General features: G+C 62.9%; 17 protein-coding genes and 1 tRNA gene. 12 read left to right on the plus strand and 6 right to left on the minus strand.

The window, feature by feature from the left end:
• Positions 1 to 59: 59 nt before the first annotated feature.
• Positions 60 to 455, minus strand: a complete 396-nt coding sequence (locus JKF87_RS15520) for a nuclear transport factor 2 family protein (protein WP_201100790.1) — start codon at positions 453 to 455, stop codon at positions 60 to 62.
• Between the two features lie 32 nt (positions 456 to 487).
• Positions 488 to 1,348, minus strand: a complete 861-nt coding sequence (locus JKF87_RS15525; RefSeq protein ID WP_201100791.1) for an SDR family oxidoreductase — start codon at positions 1,346 to 1,348, stop codon at positions 488 to 490.
• A 109-nt stretch (positions 1,349 to 1,457) separates the two neighbouring features.
• Between JKF87_RS15525 and JKF87_RS15530 the strand changes: the two genes are divergently transcribed.
• The 4 genes from JKF87_RS15530 to egtB all read left to right on the plus strand — a co-directional run bounded on the left by JKF87_RS15530 (position 1,458) and on the right by egtB (position 6,029).
• Positions 1,458 to 1,877, plus strand: coding sequence for a winged helix-turn-helix transcriptional regulator (locus tag JKF87_RS15530; protein ID WP_201100792.1), 420 nt, complete (start codon positions 1,458 to 1,460; stop codon positions 1,875 to 1,877).
• A gap of 252 nt (positions 1,878 to 2,129) precedes the next feature.
• The gene (locus JKF87_RS15535) at positions 2,130 to 2,435 is read left to right on the plus strand and encodes an SCP2 sterol-binding domain-containing protein (protein WP_201100793.1); all 306 of its coding nucleotides are present in this window, start codon (positions 2,130 to 2,132) and stop codon (positions 2,433 to 2,435) included.
• A gap of 106 nt (positions 2,436 to 2,541) precedes the next feature.
• Complete coding sequence (locus JKF87_RS15540) at positions 2,542 to 3,753, plus strand: acyl-CoA dehydrogenase family protein (protein WP_201100794.1); 1,212 nt, start codon at positions 2,542 to 2,544, stop codon at positions 3,751 to 3,753.
• Between the two features lie 137 nt (positions 3,754 to 3,890).
• On the plus strand, positions 3,891 to 6,029 hold the full coding sequence (egtB, locus tag JKF87_RS15545; protein WP_201100816.1) for an ergothioneine biosynthesis protein EgtB: 2,139 nt from the start codon (positions 3,891 to 3,893) through the stop codon (positions 6,027 to 6,029).
• 82 nt (positions 6,030 to 6,111) lie between these two features.
• Here the strand turns inward: egtB and JKF87_RS15550 are convergent, their stop codons facing one another.
• The gene (locus JKF87_RS15550; protein WP_201100795.1) at positions 6,112 to 6,324 is read right to left on the minus strand and encodes a con-10 family general stress protein; all 213 of its coding nucleotides are present in this window, start codon (positions 6,322 to 6,324) and stop codon (positions 6,112 to 6,114) included.
• Between the two features lie 411 nt (positions 6,325 to 6,735).
• On the opposite strand from JKF87_RS15550, the gene JKF87_RS15555 reads away from it, so the two are divergent.
• Positions 6,736 to 7,026 (plus strand): DUF883 family protein, encoded by a 291-nt coding sequence (locus tag JKF87_RS15555; RefSeq protein WP_201100796.1) that lies wholly within the window; start codon positions 6,736 to 6,738, stop codon positions 7,024 to 7,026.
• Here JKF87_RS15555 and JKF87_RS15560 read toward each other — a convergent pair.
• Complete coding sequence (locus tag JKF87_RS15560; protein ID WP_236261436.1) at positions 7,023 to 7,724, minus strand: MBL fold metallo-hydrolase; 702 nt, start codon at positions 7,722 to 7,724, stop codon at positions 7,023 to 7,025. The two genes, JKF87_RS15555 and JKF87_RS15560, sit on opposite strands and share 4 nt — an antisense overlap.
• A 193-nt stretch (positions 7,725 to 7,917) precedes the next feature.
• Between JKF87_RS15560 and tig the strand changes: the two genes are divergently transcribed.
• The 4 genes from tig to JKF87_RS15580 all read left to right on the plus strand — a co-directional run bounded on the left by tig (position 7,918) and on the right by JKF87_RS15580 (position 11,423).
• A complete protein-coding gene (gene tig / locus JKF87_RS15565) occupies positions 7,918 to 9,264 on the plus strand; it encodes a trigger factor (protein ID WP_201100797.1) in 1,347 nt (448 codons plus the stop codon).
• A 101-nt stretch (positions 9,265 to 9,365) separates the two neighbouring features.
• The gene (locus JKF87_RS15570) at positions 9,366 to 10,277 is read left to right on the plus strand and encodes a hypothetical protein (RefSeq protein ID WP_201100798.1); all 912 of its coding nucleotides are present in this window, start codon (positions 9,366 to 9,368) and stop codon (positions 10,275 to 10,277) included.
• Between the two features lie 104 nt (positions 10,278 to 10,381).
• Positions 10,382 to 11,029 (plus strand): ATP-dependent Clp protease proteolytic subunit, encoded by a 648-nt coding sequence (locus tag JKF87_RS15575; RefSeq protein ID WP_201100799.1) that lies wholly within the window; start codon positions 10,382 to 10,384, stop codon positions 11,027 to 11,029.
• A 73-nt stretch (positions 11,030 to 11,102) separates the two neighbouring features.
• Positions 11,103 to 11,423 carry a hypothetical protein gene (locus JKF87_RS15580; RefSeq protein WP_201100800.1) on the plus strand — a complete coding sequence of 107 codons (321 nt, stop codon included), beginning with the start codon at positions 11,103 to 11,105 and terminating at the stop codon, positions 11,421 to 11,423.
• A 4-nt stretch (positions 11,424 to 11,427) separates the two neighbouring features.
• Here JKF87_RS15580 and JKF87_RS15585 read toward each other — a convergent pair whose 3' ends face one another.
• On the minus strand, positions 11,428 to 12,075 hold the full coding sequence (locus JKF87_RS15585; protein WP_201100801.1) for an HAD-IB family hydrolase: 648 nt from the start codon (positions 12,073 to 12,075) through the stop codon (positions 11,428 to 11,430).
• A 194-nt stretch (positions 12,076 to 12,269) separates the two neighbouring features.
• Between JKF87_RS15585 and clpX the strand changes: the two genes are divergently transcribed.
• The 3 genes from clpX (at position 12,270) to JKF87_RS15600 (ending at position 16,729) form a co-directional block, all read left to right on the plus strand.
• Positions 12,270 to 13,538 (plus strand): ATP-dependent Clp protease ATP-binding subunit ClpX, encoded by a 1,269-nt coding sequence (gene clpX / locus JKF87_RS15590; RefSeq protein WP_201100802.1) that lies wholly within the window; start codon positions 12,270 to 12,272, stop codon positions 13,536 to 13,538.
• A 585-nt stretch (positions 13,539 to 14,123) separates the two neighbouring features.
• Positions 14,124 to 16,535 carry an endopeptidase La gene (gene lon / locus JKF87_RS15595; protein ID WP_201100803.1) on the plus strand — a complete coding sequence of 804 codons (2,412 nt, stop codon included), beginning with the start codon at positions 14,124 to 14,126 and terminating at the stop codon, positions 16,533 to 16,535.
• Between the two features lie 117 nt (positions 16,536 to 16,652).
• Positions 16,653 to 16,729: transfer RNA gene (locus tag JKF87_RS15600), tRNA-Val, on the plus strand.
• Between the two features lie 265 nt (positions 16,730 to 16,994).
• Here the strand turns inward: JKF87_RS15600 and JKF87_RS18420 are convergent.
• Positions 16,995 to 17,177 (minus strand): hypothetical protein (locus JKF87_RS18420; protein ID WP_236261437.1); only part of this gene is annotated, 183 nt, incomplete at its 5' end.

Genomic DNA, 17,177 nt, shown 5'->3' on the forward strand with positions numbered 1-17,177 from the left:
AAGCAAAGGGCCTGACGAGCATCTCGCCAGGCCCCTTTTATTCAGCGAAATCCGCTGGCTCAGTCGATGACGATATAGTCTTCGGCGGATGCGGAGGTCGCATATTCATCCATCTGGGCGATCAGGCCATCGCGGATGGTGTAAACCTGCACCCACTTGTTGGTCACCTTGGGCTGGCCTTCGGGCGTGAAGCTTTCCTCGCCCAGTACGGCGATGGTGTCGCCCTGCTCGATGAAGGTCAGCGGACGGAAATAGTCGAAGACGATGGTGTTGAAGGCGGTGCTGAAGAACTTTTCAGTCCCGGATTTACCGACGAAGCGCAGGGCGGGCATCTTCTGAGAGCCGTTATGAACCCACAGGGTGTCTTCGGTCACGGTGGACTGGGCCGTCTCCAGGTCCTTGGCCAGGAAGGCCTCGAACATCTTGTCGACGACAGCGCGGGCAGGGGAGGTCATGAGGGTGTCTTTCCAGGTGTGAGAGGGAGGCGTTAGTTGGGAAAGAGGTCCGGCAGCAGGGCGGGCAGGGGCGTGGGGGCGCGGCCCAGCAGTCGCTGCAGATCATCGCTGGCGATGTCATACTGACCCTCCCGGATATCCTCGACCGTGCCGATGGTCAGGTCGATCAGAAACGGAGGCAGATTCAGCGACTCCAGCACCCTGCGATGGGTGTCGGGATCGATGTCCTGATAGGTGACGTTTCGGCCCTTGGCGGCCGTCAGGGCCATGGCGACTTCGTCATAGGACCAGGCTTGGGCGCCCGTAATTTCGTAGGTCTTGCCCTCATGCCCCGTCTGCAACAGCACATTGGCGGCGGCCTCGCCCATTTCGCCACGCGACGCATAGGGAACCTGCCCGTCGCCGCCTGACAGGATGATCGCGCCCCCAGCGGCCGGGGCGCCGACGATCACAGGCAGGGCCTCGGCGTACATGGTGTTGCGAAGAAAGGTCCACGCGACGCCGCTGTTCCGGATGTGGTTCTCCGTTTCGAAGTGACTGATCATCAGATCGCGCACGGCCGAGGTCTCGATGTCACGGATCGCCAGTCCCGTATAGAGAATGTGACCGACCCCGGCGGCGACGGCGGCATCCACCACGCGTTTCTGCTGTTCGGCGCGGTTCATCGACATGGTCGAGATCAGCAGCAGCTTGCTGACCCCGGCGAAGGCTTGCGGCAGGGTGTCGGGCTGGTCGTAGTCCGCGATACGGACCGGGACGCCTAGTCGGGCGTAGTGTTCCGCCTTGGCGGTGTCGCGCGCCAGGATGCTGACCTCATGATCGGCTCCATATCCGGTCAGGTGTTTCATGACCTCGCGACCAAGGTTGCCTGTCGCTCCGGCGACTAAAATCAAAACACGCTCCTGTCGTCGCTAAGGTCTTGCCGCTAGTTATGGCGGTGACAGGCGCTTGAAACTGTCAAACTGTATAGCAAGATCAGGTTTAAGCTTGACCGGAGGCAAGATGAGCTACGCTCTGAACGGCGACGCTGACGAAGATCAGGTCGACGACCTGTGCAAGAAGGCCTTTGTTCTGGCGATCAAGGATGCGCTGAATGTGGTCAGCGGCAAATGGAAGCTGGCTATCGTCTGCACTCTGTTGAGCGGCCCCAAGGGCTTCGCCGAAATGGAGCGCCTGCTGGACGCCATCACGCCCCGGATGCTGTCGCGTGAACTGCGCGAACTGGAGGTCAACGGCGTCATCGCGCGTGAAAACGAGGTGGTGTCCGCGCCGCGCTTTCGGAAATATGCGCTGACGCCGTCAGGCCGAAAGCTGGAAGCCGTGATCTTCGCCTTCGCGACCTGGGGACAGGAGCACAGGGCGGTGTCGACGGGGGATCTGACCGCGCAATCGAATTCTCATTCGGAAAAAAACGCGGTTTGATCCGGATCAAGGCGTTCGTCGTCTGACCGACGGACGATGCGGCAAAGGAGATTTCCGATGCCTGCAGACGCCATTCCCGTTGTCGCCGCCATTGTTGCGGCCTTTGTCTTCTTCATGGGCGCGCTGGGCGCCGCCGCCCTGTGGTCGGGCTCGCCCAAGCAGAAGTGACCCGAGCTTTACCCAAGGTGATCTTGGCGCCCCCGCCGATGCGGTTTACGGCGTGTGATCCAAACGTCCAAGGGAGACGCCCCAATGTCTGATATCGCAACCGCCACCGACAAAATCCGCGAAGCCGTCGGCGAGAACTCCGGTCTGGGCAAGACCGTCAAGCTCGACCTCGGCGACGCTGGCAAGATCTACATCGACGGCGCCTCGGTGCCGAACACCGTCACCAACGAAGACAAGCCTGCCGACGCCACCGTGACCATCAGCTGGGACGACTTCGTCGCCCTGTCGGAAGGCCGCCTGGACGGCATGATGGCCTTCATGCAAGGCAAGCTGAAGATCGCTGGCGACATGATGATCGCCCAGAAGCTGCCGGCTCTGCTGAAGCGCTGATGCGCGGCTGACCGCCACCAGGACGACGGCGCGGCCCCATTCGGAGCCGCGCCGTTTTCATGTCAGCGCCCGCCAGAGGCGCGATTTGCCTAAACGAGGAAACGACATGGACTTCAAACATTCCGACCGCGCGCTGGACTGGCACGGCCGCGTCCGTCGCTTCCTCGATGAGCAGGTCATCCCGCGTGAGGCCGAGTATTTCGCTCAGGTGCGCGAGGATGCGACCCGCCAGCCGCCGGCCATGGAATCCATGAAGGCCGCCGCGCGCGAGGCCGGTCTGTGGAACATGTTCCTGCCCGGCGAACACGGCGCGGGCCTGACCAATCTGGAATATGCGCCGCTGGCGGAACTGATGGGCCGCCACCTGTGGTCGGCGGAGGTGTTCAACTGCAACGCCCCCGACACCGGCAATATGGAAGTGCTGCACATGTACGGCGACGCGGCCCAGCAGGAGCGCTGGCTCAAGCCGCTGATGGCCGGTGAAATCCGCTCGGCCTTCCTGATGACCGAGCCAGAGGTCGCCTCGTCCGACGCCACCAACATCCAGACCCGGATCGAGCGGGACGGCGACCATTACGTCATCAACGGCCGCAAGTGGTGGTCGACCAACATGGCCCACCCGAACATCGCGATGACCATCGTCATGGGCAAGACCGATTTCGAGGCCGCAACCCACGCCCAGCAGTCGCAGGTCATCGTGCCCGTCGACACCCCCGGCTTCCGCGTCGAGCGGATGCTGTCGGTGTTCGGCTATGACGAAAAGCCCATCGGCCATGCCGAGGTGGTGTTGGAGAATGTCCGTGTGCCGGTCGAGAACCTGATCGCGGGCGAGGGCCGGGGCTTCGAGATTGCTCAAGGCCGCCTTGGCCCGGGCCGCATCCACCACTGCATGCGCGTGATCGGCGCCGCCGAACGGGCGCTGGAGCTGATGGTTACGCGCCTTCTGAACCGCACCGCCTTCCGCAAGCAGCTGGCCGAACATTCGGTGTGGGAGCAGCGCGTCGCCGACGCCCGCACCAATATCGAGATGTGCCGCCTGCTGGTGCTGAAGGCCGCCTGGATGATGGACGAGGCGGGCGCCAAGAACGCCCGTTCCGAAATCGCCCAGATCAAGGTCGCCGCGCCCAGGATGGCGCTTCAGGTCATCGACGACGCCATCCAGGCCTTTGGCGGCGCGGGTGTTTCAGGCGATACGCCCCTGGCTGAACTGTACGCAGGCGTGCGCACCCTGCGCATCGCCGATGGCCCGGACGAGGTGCACAACCGCACCATCGCCCGTCTGGAATACGCCAAGCACGGGGGCAAGCCGGTTCGCTGATCCCGGCCCGCGCCCAGCCTTATCGGGAACCCTGACCTTGGCGTGACGTTCGGTCTGCATGAACGACCACACGCCCGGTCAGGGTCAGGGGACCGTCCTTGGACGGTGAATCTGACATCAACGCCCGCCTGCAGCCGATGGCGTTGGCGGGTGCGGCGGGCGCGCGTTTCCGTGAGGTCCGCAGGGCCATGCCTGCGCTTGCGGCGGGCCTCTCTGTCGAAGACCTGGCCGCCCAGTCCATGCCCGAGGCCAGCCCCGGCAAATGGCACCTGGGTCACACCAGCTGGTTCTTCGAGGCCATGATCCTGGCCAACGAACCGGGCTATCAGCCCGTCGATCCGCGCTTCCAGCAGCTGTTCAACTCCTATTATGAGGCCTTGGGTCAGCGCGTGGCGCGCGACAAACGCGGCCTCCTGACCCGCCCCTCGGTCGAGGAGGTGCTGACCTATCGGCGCGAGATCGACCGCCGCATGATCCGCTGGTTGGCCAAGGGGCCGCCCGAAGGCCTGTCGCAATATCTGTTCGAACTGGGCCTGAACCACGACCAGCAGCATCAGGAGCTGTTCCTGATGGATCTGCTGCACCTGATGTCCTGTTCCCCGCTGGACCCGGCCGCCTATGGGGTGGAGCCGCGCGTCCGTCCGCTGGAACCGGCCAAGGGCGGAATGACCCGGTTTGACGGCGGCCTGGTCTCCATCGGCCACGATGGGGCTGGTTTCGCCTTCGACAACGAGGGGCCGCGTCACAAGGTCTGGCTGGAGCCCTTCGCCCTGGCCAATGATCTGGTCACCAACGGCGAATGGATCGCCTTCATCGAGGACGGCGGTTATCAGCAGGCCGACCTGTGGCTGGCCGACGGCTGGGCCACGGTGCAGGCCGAAGGCTGGGCTGCGCCCCTGTACTGGCGTCGCGATCAGGGGGGCTGGACGACCATGTCCCTGACCGGGCGTCATCCTGTCGATCCGTCCGCCCCGGTGCGGCACATCAGCCTGTATGAGGCCGATGCCTACGCCCACTGGGCGGGCAAGCGCCTGCCGACTGAAGCCGAGTGGGAGCACGCGGCGACCGCCGATCCCGGCGCCTTCTCCAACCTGTCAGGCGAGGTGTGGCAGTGGACCTCCAGCGCCTATGCCCCATACCCCGGTTTCCGGCCGACGCCCGGAACGGCCGCCGAGTACAACGGCAAGTTCATGGTCAATCAGAATGTGCTCCGCGGCGGGGCCTTCGCCACGCCGCCGGGCCATGCCCGCACGACCTATCGGAACTTCTATTACCCCCAGCAGAGGTGGGCGTTCATGGGCTTGAGACTGGCTGAAGACGCGCCGCGCCGGCGTAGCGGCGACACCGAAGACGCCCAGACCGCCGCCTTCCGGCATGATCTGGTTGAGGGGCTGTCGGGGGATCAGAAGGCGGTCCCGCCCAAATGGTTCTACGACGCTGAAGGCTCGCGCCTGTTCGAGGTCATCACCACCCTGCCGGAATATTATCCAACCCGGCAGGAGACGGCCCTGTTGCGCGATCGCGCCGCCGCCCTGACCGCCGATTTCGGCCCTGACGCCGTGCTGGTCGAGTTCGGATCGGGCGCCAGCGAGAAGACCCGCATCTTGCTGGACGCCGCGCCCGACCTTGGCGCCTATGTTCCGCTGGACATCAGCGAGGCGGCCCTGCTGGACGCAGTGGCGCGCCTGAAGGCCGACTATCCCAAACTGCGCGTCCGCCCCGTGCTGGGCGATTTCGAGCATCTGGCCCCCTTGCCGGATGATCTGCCGACGGGCCGTCGCATCGGTTTCTTCCCCGGATCGACCATCGGCAATCTTCAGCCCGCCGACGCCGAGCGTTTCCTGACCGCCACGCGCCGGATGCTGGGCGAAGGGGCGCTGTTCATTCTGGGAGTCGATCTGGTCAAGGAGCCCGAAATCCTGGTCGCCGCCTATGACGACGCCCAGGGCGTGACCGCCGCCTTCAACCGCAATCTGCTGGTCCGCGCCAATGCGGAGCTGGACGCCGATTTCGACCTGAACGCCTTCGTGCACCGCGCGGTGTGGAACAGCGACAAGGCCCAGATGGAGATGCATCTGGAAGCCGTCGAACCCATGACGGTCCACATCGGCGCGCGCCGCTTCGACTTCGCTGCGGGGGAGACCATCCACACCGAAAGCTCGCGCAAGTTCACTGAAGCCTCTGTCGCCAGCATGGCCGCCGCCTCCGGCTGGCGGCTGGTGCATTTTGACGTGTCGCCTGCGCCCAGTGTCGCCCTGGCGGTGCTTGGCGCCTGATTCTGGCGTCCGAATCGGCAAAGGAAAAGGGCGGCGAACCATTCGGTTCGCCGCCCTTTATCGTGTGATTACAATGATCGCCCTATTCGGGTTGATCATCCTTCTTGGCGCCGTGCGATGCTTCGCCGCCTTTTCTTCCGGCCTGAGCCGCAAGGCCGCGGTCCTGAGAGAAACTGCGCTTCTCGCTGGGCACGCTTGCTCCACCCTTACGGGCGATTTCACGTTGGCGTTCGGGATCCATAGAGGCGAATCCTCTTTTGGAAACGCCTGAGGGTCGAGTGGGCTGGCTTTCCATTTTGGGTCCTTTCAGGTGTTGCCGTTCCGCTTGCGCAAACAACCCGGTGCAGCGGTGACGGTTCCGTATCGAACAGCGTTTTTACTTTCCGAGGTCTGAGCACTGTCCGCCGTGAACTTGGCGTCGTTCAAAATCCGACCACATCACCTTGTGATTTCGCCGGGTGTTAATGGCGGTAGTTCATCGGGTGCGCCTGACGGATCGATTTCCGGAGCTGGGGCGGGGTCCGGCTGGATCTCGGGCTGTATTCCCGGCTCTGGAGTTTCGGGCTGTATTTCGGGGGGCACGTCGGTCATGGGGGACTCTCCTTCTGCAGGAGGAGAACGCGCCCATGTGCGCGATGTTCAGTCCCATGTTTCGGGGAACCTTCGCGACGCGCCCTGGGTTGATCGACAGAACCTGGAGAAGATCATGGCCAAGACCCCCGTTTCATCAGCCGTCGATGACATCGTCACAGAGGGCGAAGACCTGACCCACAAGCTCGGCCGCCAGGCTGACGACATCATCGCCAGCGCCAAGGATGGTGCGGATCGCACGGTCTCGTCTGTGCGTCAGGCGGTGCGTGAGGACGTCGGCCATGTGCGTGACAAGGCCGTCGAGCGCGCCGAAGAGGCGATCGACTCCATCCGTGACGCCCCGATCAAGTCGGTCCTCTACGCCGCAGGCATCGGCGTCATCATCGGCCTTCTGCTGAGCCGTTAGGCCGGACCGGACGCCGGGCGCTGGATCGGCGCCCGTTGCAGGGCGGCGTCGGACACATAGGGGTTGGTCCGGCGCTCCTGTCCGAAGGTCGAGATCGGCCCGTGCCCCGGAACAAAGGTCACGTCGTCGCCCAGCGGCCACAGCTTCTCGACGATGGCGCGGATCAAGGCGGGCGGGTCGCTCATCGGGAAGTCGGTGCGTCCAACCGATCCCTGGAACAGCACGTCCCCAACCTGGGCGAAGCGCGCCGCCCGGTTGAAGAAGATGACATGACCCGGCGTATGACCCGGACAATGGCGCACCTCCCATGTCGTTTGACCCAGCGACACGGTGTCGCCGTCCTCCAGCCAGCGGTCGGGCGTGAAGGGGCGGGCGTCGGGCAGGCCGTACATCCGACCGCTCTCAACGATTCGGTCGATCCAGAACTGGTCGGCCTTTTGCGGGCCAGTGATCTGAACGCCGGACTTCTCCTGCATCTCCGCCGCCCCGCCTGCGTGATCCAGATGCCCGTGGGTGATCCATATCTGGTCCAGCGTCAGGCCGCGCCGCTCGACCTCGGCCAGAATCGCATCCACCGAACCGCCCGGATCAATGACCGCCGCCTTGTTCGTGGCGGTGCACCAGACGGTCGTGCAGTTCTGCTGAAGCGGCGTAACGGGCGTGACGAAGACGCCGATAGGGGAGGCTTGCTGGCTCATTTCCTCTAGATAGCGAGGCTGAGCGGCCCTTGAAACCGTCGAATGGACACGCCCGCGTTGACCTTTTCGGCCCTTCTCGACATAAGGGCGGGCTTCGAGGTGCCGCTCCTGACAAGGGGCGGCCTTCTTGCTTTATCCATTCCGCGCTGGGCCCTCTGGGGTTCACGCGCCACAGAGCGTCAGAATCCCGACCATGCAAGTCGTCGAAAAGTCGAACGAAGGCCTCAGCCGCGTGATCGCGGTGACCATCCCAGTCGCGGAGCTGAACGAGAAGCTCGAAGCCCGCGTCAAGGAAGTCGCCCCGCAAGTGAAGCTGAAGGGCTTCCGTCCGGGCAAGGTGCCGGTCGCGCACGTCAAGAAGACCTTCGGCCGTGAGTTCATGGGCGAAATCATCAACGCCGAGCTGAACGAAACCAGCCAGAAGGCCCTGGACGAAGCCAAGATTCGTCCGGCCGCGCCCGCCGAGATGAAGCTGACGTCCGACATGGACAAGGTCATCGCCGGTCAGGAAGACCTGGCCTATGAAATGTCGCTGGAAGTCATGCCCGACTTCACCCCGGTTGATCCCAAGACGCTGAAGCTGGAACGCCCGACCTATGAAGCGTCGGACGCCGATCTGGACGAAGCCCTGACGGAACTGGCCGGTCAGGCCAAGACCTACGAGGACAAGAAGGGCAAGACCGTCAAGGCCGCCGAAGGCGACCAACTGACGATCGATTTCCTGGGCAAGCTGGACGGCGAGCCTTTCGAAGGCGGCGCTGCTGAAGATGCTGATCTGGTGATCGGCTCGGGCCGCTTCATCCCCGGCTTCGAAGAGCAACTGACGGGCGCCAAGGTCGGCGAGGAAAAGACCATCGAGGTCACCTTCCCTGAGAACTACCAGGCCGCCAATCTGGCCGGCAAACTGGCCACCTTCGACATCAAGGTGAAGGCCATCAAGGCTGAAGCCGAAGCCAAGATCGACGACGAGTTCGCCACCCGCATCGGTCTGGAATCGCTGGACAAGCTGAAGGAACTGCTGAGCCAGAACCTGAACCAGCAATACGCCGGCGCCGCCCGCTTCAAGCTGAAGCGCGCCCTGCTGGACCAACTGGACGAAGCCCACGACTTCCCGCTGCCGCCGAAGATGGTGGAAGCCGAGTTCGACGGCATCTGGCAACAGGTCGAGGCCGACAAGGCCGCTGGCCGTCTGCCGGAAGAAGACGCCGCCAAGTCCGACGAAGACCTGAAGGCCGAGTACAAGAAGATCGCCGAGCGCCGCGTGCGCCTGGGTCTGGTGCTGGCTGAAATCGGCCGCGCCAACAACGTTCAGGTCACCGACCAGGAACTGAACGCCGCCATCCTGCAGGAAGCCCGCAACTATCCGGGCCAGGAACAGGCCGTCCTGAACTTCTACCGCCAGAACCCGAACGCCGCCGCCCAGATGCGCGCGCCAATCTACGAAGAGAAGGTCGTCGACCTGATCGTCGGCGTCGCCGACGTCACCGACAAGCCGATCACCAAGGAAGAACTGCTCAAGGAAGACGACGAAGAGGCGTGATTTAAGCCATCTTACGGATAGGTAACTGTCCGTCGTTGCACTTTTTCGGCAAATGAAAAGGGTCCGCTGTCGCGGGCCCTTTTTTGCTTTGGGAGATGGTTATGGCGTTTTGGGCGATGTTGGCGCTGTCAGCTGGTTTGACTACATCTCAGGCGCAGGCGCCGGTTCAGTCCCAGGCCCCGGCATCAACGGCTGCGCCAAGCCAGGTCGAGGATGTGGAAGTCGTGGCGCGCATGCGCGCCGCCCAGGTCCGCGAGCGCGTTGACGCCTTCATCGAAACCAATATGGCGCCTGCGCCGGGCCGCCCGTTGGCGCGTTGGAACAAGCCGGTCTGTGTCGCAACCGCCTATCTGTCACCGCAGTATGCTCAGGCGGTGATTGATCGTGTCGCGGCTCGAATCATAGAGGCTGGCGGCGATGTCGCGGGACCCGGATGCAAGGCCGACGTGATGATCGTCGGCTCTGAGAATGGTGCGGAAACGGCGCAAACCCTTGTTAAGAGCGACCCGCGCGGGTTTCGGCCCTCACGCAGCGCCACTGATCGCGGCTCTGTTGCACTGCGTCGCTTCCAAGAAGGCGACGCACCTGTGCGTTGGTGGCATGTCAGCCTGCCCGTTAATGTCGACACCGGGGAGTTGGCGGTCCACCTGGACGGCGAAGAATATCCAACCAATACAGTGCGTGACGCCTCGCGACTGCGCACGAATGTGCGTGATGATTTGGCGCGTATCGTCGTCGTCATTGATTTCAGCAAGACGGCGAATATCCGCATGAGCGCGCTGGTCGACTATGTGGCGTTCGTGGCCTTGGCCCAGGTCAACCCTGACGGAGATACTGCTGGGCAGGACACGATACTGAATCTGTTTGCTGACCCTCAAAACATTACTGAACTTAGTCAATGGGATCGCGACTATCTGGCCGCCTTGTATAAGGCCGTGCCAAACCGCCCCAATGTTCGTCAGCAGGCGCGCGGCATCGCAGAAGAAGTCATTCGTCAACGAAACGGGCGCTAGGCTGACTGTTCCAGCTTATGCGCCTTGCGCCAGACCGGGGCGGACGCGATATGCTGGGTTGAAGAGGCTGCGACTCAAACGCCTCCACGCACTCGAGAGACCATATGCGCGATCCGATCGAACTGATGAATATGAACCTGGTGCCGATGGTGGTGGAGCAATCCAGCCGCGGCGAGCGCTCCTTCGACATCTTCTCGCGCCTGCTGCGTGAGCGGATCATCTTCCTGACCGGTCCGTTCGAAGACGGCATGGCGTCGCTGATCTGCGCCCAACTGCTGTTCCTGGAATCGGAAAACCCGAAGAAGGAAATCAGCATGTACATCAACAGCCCCGGCGGTCAGGTGACCTCGGCGCTCGCGATCTACGATACCATGCAATACATCAAGAGCCCGGTTTCGACCGTGGTCATGGGCATGGCCGCTTCTGCCGGCTCGCTGATTCTGACGGCCGGTGAGGCGGGGCAGCGCATCGCCCTGCCGAACGCCCGCGTCATGGTGCACCAGCCCTCGGGCGGTTTCCGGGGCCAGGCTTCGGACATCGAACTGCACGCCGCCGACATCCGCTACACCAAGAAGCGCCTCAACGAGATCTACGTCCACCACACGGGCCGGACCTATGAGGAAGTCGAAAAGACGCTGGACCGCGACCACTTCATGTCGGCGGAAGAAGCCAAGGCCTGGGGAATCGTCGACCACGTCTATGATCGCCGCGAACAGGCTGACGCCGACGGCGTGAAGACGCCCGGAAACTGATCCGGTTCGATCATTGAACGGAAAAGGCGCGCCAGCCCGGTGCGCCTTTTTCTTTGTGTGCTATCAGGCGGCCATGCAGTTCACGAGAGATCAGAGCGGCGTCGTCGAAGTCGATGGCGAAAACTACGAGTGGGAGCTTCGCCGCCAGCCCCAGCCTAAGGGTGGCGGCGCCTGGGACGGCATGGCCGTGTCCCTGCGCCACCAGGACTACAAGCGCGAAGCCATCGTCCAGTTCCCCATGCCCCTGCGCGCCAATGGCCGCCCGGACGTGGAGAAGCAGCGGGTCAATGTCGACGCCGTCCGCAACGCCGTCACCGCCGCCATCGAGGCGGGCTGGAACCCGGCCTCACGCGGCAAGCCCGTCGTCTTCGACGTGGATGCCGACGGGCGCTGATCGTTCAGGGTTTCTGGGTGAAGACTCTGAAGCCCGGCTCCTGCGCCATGGCCAGCATCTCGGTGTCGCCTGAGGTGTCGCCATAGGCGGCGGTCAGCACCATGTCCTGTCCATAGGCGGCCTTCAGGCGGCGCACCTTCTCCTCGGCGCGGCAGTTGGGACCGGCGAACTCGCCCGTTATCCGGTCGTCGGCGTCAAACACGAACTCGGTGCCCAGCAGGGCCTCGGCGCCCAGTTTGCGGGCGAAAGGGGCGACAGTTGAGGTGGGGGAGGCGGTCACGATCACGCGATGAGCGCCGCGTTCGCCCCACTCATCCCACGTCTTCATCGCATCCGGCCGCATGAAGCGGGGCCAGATCTGGTCGGCGAAGCGGGCGGCGTCGGCCTCCAGCGTGGCGCGGTCAACGCCCAGCAGAAACTCGCGCACCGAGGCGGCCTTGATCCGTCCCCGGTCGCGATTCCGCGCATAGGCCGCCACGGCGGGCGCCAGCCTGACCAGCCCCAGCATCCAGCCGCCCGGACCCGCACGCCAGCGCAGGAATTCGGTGAAACTGTCGCGAATCGTCAGGGTGCCGTCAAAATCGAACGCCACGATCGGCTGTCCGTCGACGACGGACTGGCGAAATTCTTGCACGCTGCCCATGTCAGACATTCGCCTTGATCCCCAGCGAGACTGAACGATCCACGCGCTGCAACATTTCCCTCCTGCCTTCGGGGTTGTCGCGGAACGATGGATGGGTGATTGTCATTTTTTGAAGACCTTCGCGTCCAGAGTGCTGGAATCAATGTGAGGGAAGCGCGTTTCGGGCCATTTCGGTCCGCGCCGCGGGAGTGAGATAAGGGTCTATGACCAAAGCAGCCGGCTCTGACGCCAAAAGCACCCTCTACTGCTCGTTCTGCGGAAAGAGCCAGCATGAGGTGCGTAAACTCATCGCAGGCCCGACCGTGTTCATCTGCGATGAATGCGTCGAACTCTGCATGGACATCATCCGCGAAGAGCACAAGATCGGCTTCAAGAAGACCTCTGACGGGGTTCCGACGCCGAAAGAGATTCGCGACGTCCTGGACGATTACGTCATCGGCCAGTCGCACGCCAAGAAGGTGCTCTCGGTCGCCGTCCACAACCATTACAAGCGCTTGAACCACGCGACGAAGAACAACGACGTCGAACTGGCCAAGTCGAACATCATGCTGATCGGGCCGACAGGCTCGGGCAAGACGCTGCTGGCCCAGACGCTGGCGCGCATCATCGACGTGCCCTTCACCATGGCTGACGCCACGACCCTGACCGAAGCCGGTTATGTGGGTGAAGATGTCGAGAACATCATCCTGAAGCTGCTTCAGGCCTCCGACTACAACGTTGAACGGGCTCAGCGCGGCATCGTCTATATCGACGAAATCGACAAGATTTCGCGCAAGTCCGACAACCCCTCGATCACCCGCGATGTCTCGGGCGAGGGCGTGCAGCAAGCTCTGCTGAAGATCATGGAAGGCACCGTCGCCTCCGTGCCGCCGCAGGGTGGCCGCAAGCACCCGCAGCAGGAGTTCCTGCAGGTCGACACCGCCAACATCCTGTTCATCGTCGGCGGCGCCTTCGCGGGTCTGGAGAAGGTGATCTCGGCGCGCGGCGAGGGGGCCTCCATCGGCTTCGGCGCCAAGGTCAAGGAAATCGACGAACGCCGCACGGGCGACATCCTCAAGAATGTTGAGCCTGACGACCTGATGCGTTTCGGCCTGATCCCCGAGTTCATCGGCCGTCTGCCGGTCCTGGCGACGCTGGAGGATCTGGACGAGGCGGCCCTGGTCACCATCCTGACCGAGCCGAAGAACGCCCTGGTCAAACAGTACAAGCGTCTGTTCGAGATGGAGAATGTCGAACTGACCTTCACCGACGACGCCCTGATCGCCGTCGCCAAGAAGGCCATCACCCGCAAGACCGGCGCACGTGGCCTGCGTTCGATCCTGGAAGGCATTCTGCTGGAAACCATGTTCGAACTGCCGACCTTCGAAGGCGTCGAAGAGGTCGTGGTCAACGCCGAAGTCATCGACGGCAAGGCCCAGCCCCTGCTGATCTACTCCGAAGCCTCCAAGAAAAAGGCTGATGGCGCCGCCTGATCTAGCGGAAAACTGAGATGCGAAAGGCCGGTGCGGGCGACTGCACCGGCCTTTTTTTCATGAGCGCGGTGCCTTCGCCCCCCTTCGGATCCGGGTCTTTAGGCCAAGCGGCCCTACGCCCGGAATGACGAAAGAAAGCAGCACACACCACAAACCGTCATCCTTGGGACAAGTCCAAGGATGACGAAGTGAGAGGAAGTGACTGCTGCGCGCCGAACTGATCGGCCACCACGCACGTCTCGACGCCATCCTTTTAGAAAAAATCGCCGAGGCCGACGAGCGGAAGCGGATTCGCGAGGCTCGACTTCAGGCGTTTTCGGAGTGAAGGCCCTCCGGACAAGGGGTTTTCCGTCTCGCGCGACTGAATAAGCCGCCCGCGCACCTCGCACAGAACCACTGATTTTGCGGCAATGCAGCACACAGATGTGGGCTGTTGCGCGGTTGCGCTTGAACCGCATCGCGCACAAACCACATACTCATTCGAACGCCGTCGGAATCGACGGGTCGTCACGCGCTGGCCGGGCCTTTTGCCCGGGCGACCGTGGCGGCGGGCCGGAGATCATCAATGGCCCAGGAGTATGCATCATGACTGATACCCAGAGCACTGGCTCCGTGACACTACCCGTCCTGCCGTTGAGAGACATCGTCGTCTTTCCGCACATGGTCGTGCCGCTCTTCGTCGGCCGCGAAAAGTCGGTGAAGGCGCTCGACGAAATCATGAAGGGCGAAAAGCAGATCCTGCTGGCCACCCAGAAGAATTCCGTCGACGACGATCCGTCGCCCGACGCCATCTATCCCATCGGCGTGCTGGCCTCGGTGCTGCAACTGCTGAAACTGCCCGACGGCACCGTCAAGGTGCTGGTCGAGGGCAAGGGCCGTGCGCGTCTGACCCGCTTCACCGACCGTGAAGAGTATTTCGAGGCCGAGGCCGTCGAGATCGAGGATGAGCCGGGCGAAACCTCCCAGGCTGAGGCCATGCTGCGCGCCGTGGTCGAGCAGTTCGAATCCTATGTGAAGCTGAACAAGAAGGTCCCGCCCGAGGCCCTCAGCTCCATCCCCCAGATCACCGACGCCTCCAAGCTGGCGGATTCGGTCGCCGCCCACCTGTCAGTCAAGATCGCCGACAAGCAGGGCCTGCTGGAGACCTTCGACGTGCCCAAGCGGCTGGAGAAGGTCTACGGCCTGATGGAGGGTGAAATCTCGGTCCTGCAGGTCGAGAAGAAGATCCGCTCGCGCGTGAAGCGCCAGATGGAGAAGACCCAGCGCGAATATTATCTCAACGAGCAGATGAAGGCGATCCAGCGCGAGCTGGGCGAGACCGACGACGCGCGTGACGAGATCATGGATCTGGAGAAGCGCATCCGTAAGACCCGCCTGTCCAAGGAAGCCCGCACCAAGGCCGAGGCCGAGGTCAAGAAGCTGCGCAACATGTCGCCGATGTCGGCGGAATCGACCGTGGTCCGCAACTACCTCGACTGGCTGCTGTCCGTGCCGTGGGGCAAGGCCAAGCAGAAGCCGATCGACCTGGCCAAGGCCGAGGACATCCTTGAAGAGGATCACTTCGGTCTGGAGAAGGTCAAGGAACGGATTGTCGAGTATCTGGCCGTCCAGGCTCGCACCGGCAGTCTTAAAGGCCCGATCCTGTGCCTCGTCGGCCCTCCGGGCGTCGGCAAGACCTCGCTGGCTAAGTCCATCGCCAAGGCGACGGGGCGTGAATACGTCCGGATGTCGCTGGGCGGCGTTCGGGATGAGTCTGAGATCCGCGGTCACCGCCGGACCTACATCGGCTCCATGCCCGGCAAGATCATCCAGTCGATGAAGAAGGCCAAGACGACCAACGCCTTCGTTCTGCTGGACGAAATCGACAAGCTGGGCGCCGACTGGCGCGGCGATCCGTCCTCGGCTCTGCTGGAGGTGCTGGATCCCGCACAGAATTCGACCTTCGGCGACCATTATCTGGAGGTGGACTACGACCTGTCCCAGGTCATGTTCGTGACGACCGCGAACAGCCTGAACATGCCGCAGCCGCTGATGGACCGGATGGAGATCATCCGCGTCTCTGGCTACACCGAGGACGAAAAGGTCGAGATCGCCAAGCGTCACGTCCTGCCCAAGCAGTTGGCGGACCACGGCCTGAAAGACGGCGAACTGATCGTGCCGGAAGACACGATCCGCGACCTGATCCGCTATTACACGCGCGAGGCCGGGGTTCGTTCGCTTGAACGCGCCCTGGGCGGATTGGCCCGCAAGGCTGTTCGCGAAATGGCCAAGACCGGCGCCAAGTCGATCACTGTTGATGAGGCCAAGCTGGCCGACTACGCAGGCGTGAAGAAGTTCCGCTACGGCGAAACGGATGAAGAGGATCAGGTCGGCATCGTCACCGGTCTGGCCTGGACCGAGTTCGGCGGCGACATATTGACGATCGAAGCCATCAAGATGCCAGGCCGCGGTCGCATGACCGTCACCGGCAATCTGAAAGAGGTCATGAAGGAATCGATCTCGGCGGCGGCGTCCTACGTCCGCGCCCGCTCGCTGGCCTTCGGCGTCAAGCCGCCGGTCTTCGAGAAGACCGACATCCACGTCCACGTGCCGGACGGCGCCACGCCCAAGGACGGTCCGTCCGCCGGCGTCGCCATGACCGTGGCCATGGTCTCGGTCCTGACCGGCATCCCGATCCGCAAGGACATCGCCATGACGGGCGAGATCACCCTGCGGGGCCGGGTCACCGCCATCGGAGGCCTGAAGGAGAAGCTGCTCGCGGCCCTGCGCTCGGGTGTGAAGACCGTGCTGATCCCGCAGGAGAACGAGAAGGACCTGGCCGATGTGCCGGATAATGTGAAGTCGGCGCTCGAGATCGTGCCGATCTCCACGGCGGACGAGGCGCTGAAGTGGGCGTTGACCGGAACGCTTACGCCGGTCGAGTGGGACGAGGCGTCGGAGCCTCTTCCGGCTCCGGTCCCGGCGGTCGAAGGGCCGTCATCCGCCGTCAGCCATTGATGTGACTGAATGAGAATGCCGCCGACATCACTGTCGGCGGCATTTTCATGCGGGGAGGGGGCTCGAATCGGCTTGAACCGTCCGCCGGTCGCAGGCATAAGCCCTGCTTCTCTTTCAGGGCGGCTAGCTCAGCTGGTCAGAGCATCTCGTTTACACCGAGAGGGTCGGCGGTTCGAACCCGTCGCCGCCTACCATCGTTCTCCTGTTCTTTATGGAGAGTGGGGTTAACTTTCGAAAGAAGAGGTTGAAAAACTTCTTGCTTTCATCGGTTGGCTTCATTAGGTTCCGCGCTTCATTCGAAACGCCGAACTACGGTTTAGGGGTCAGCCTCGCAGCTTACTCCCGGCGATTTTTTGCGGTTTGAAGGGTTCGCTCTTCGGTCTTCAAAATCTCTGAAAAGAGCGATTGACATGAGGATCGGGCTTCACTAGATACCCGCCTCCGCCGACGACACCGGCGCTAAACAAGTCGGGCCGCTGGAGCGGTTTGGGTCTTTGATATTGTTGATTTGGAAAGAGAAACGCAGGCGGCGGTGTTCTTGCGATGGCCCTTCGAGGTCATCATACGACACTGACTATCTGCGGTCTTTTTGAAAAGATACCATGCGTCGGTCTTCGGATCGATGACGTGGGAACTCGTCAA

Source organism: Brevundimonas nasdae, assembly GCF_016654005.1.
GTDB lineage: Bacteria > Pseudomonadota > Alphaproteobacteria > Caulobacterales > Caulobacteraceae > Brevundimonas > Brevundimonas nasdae.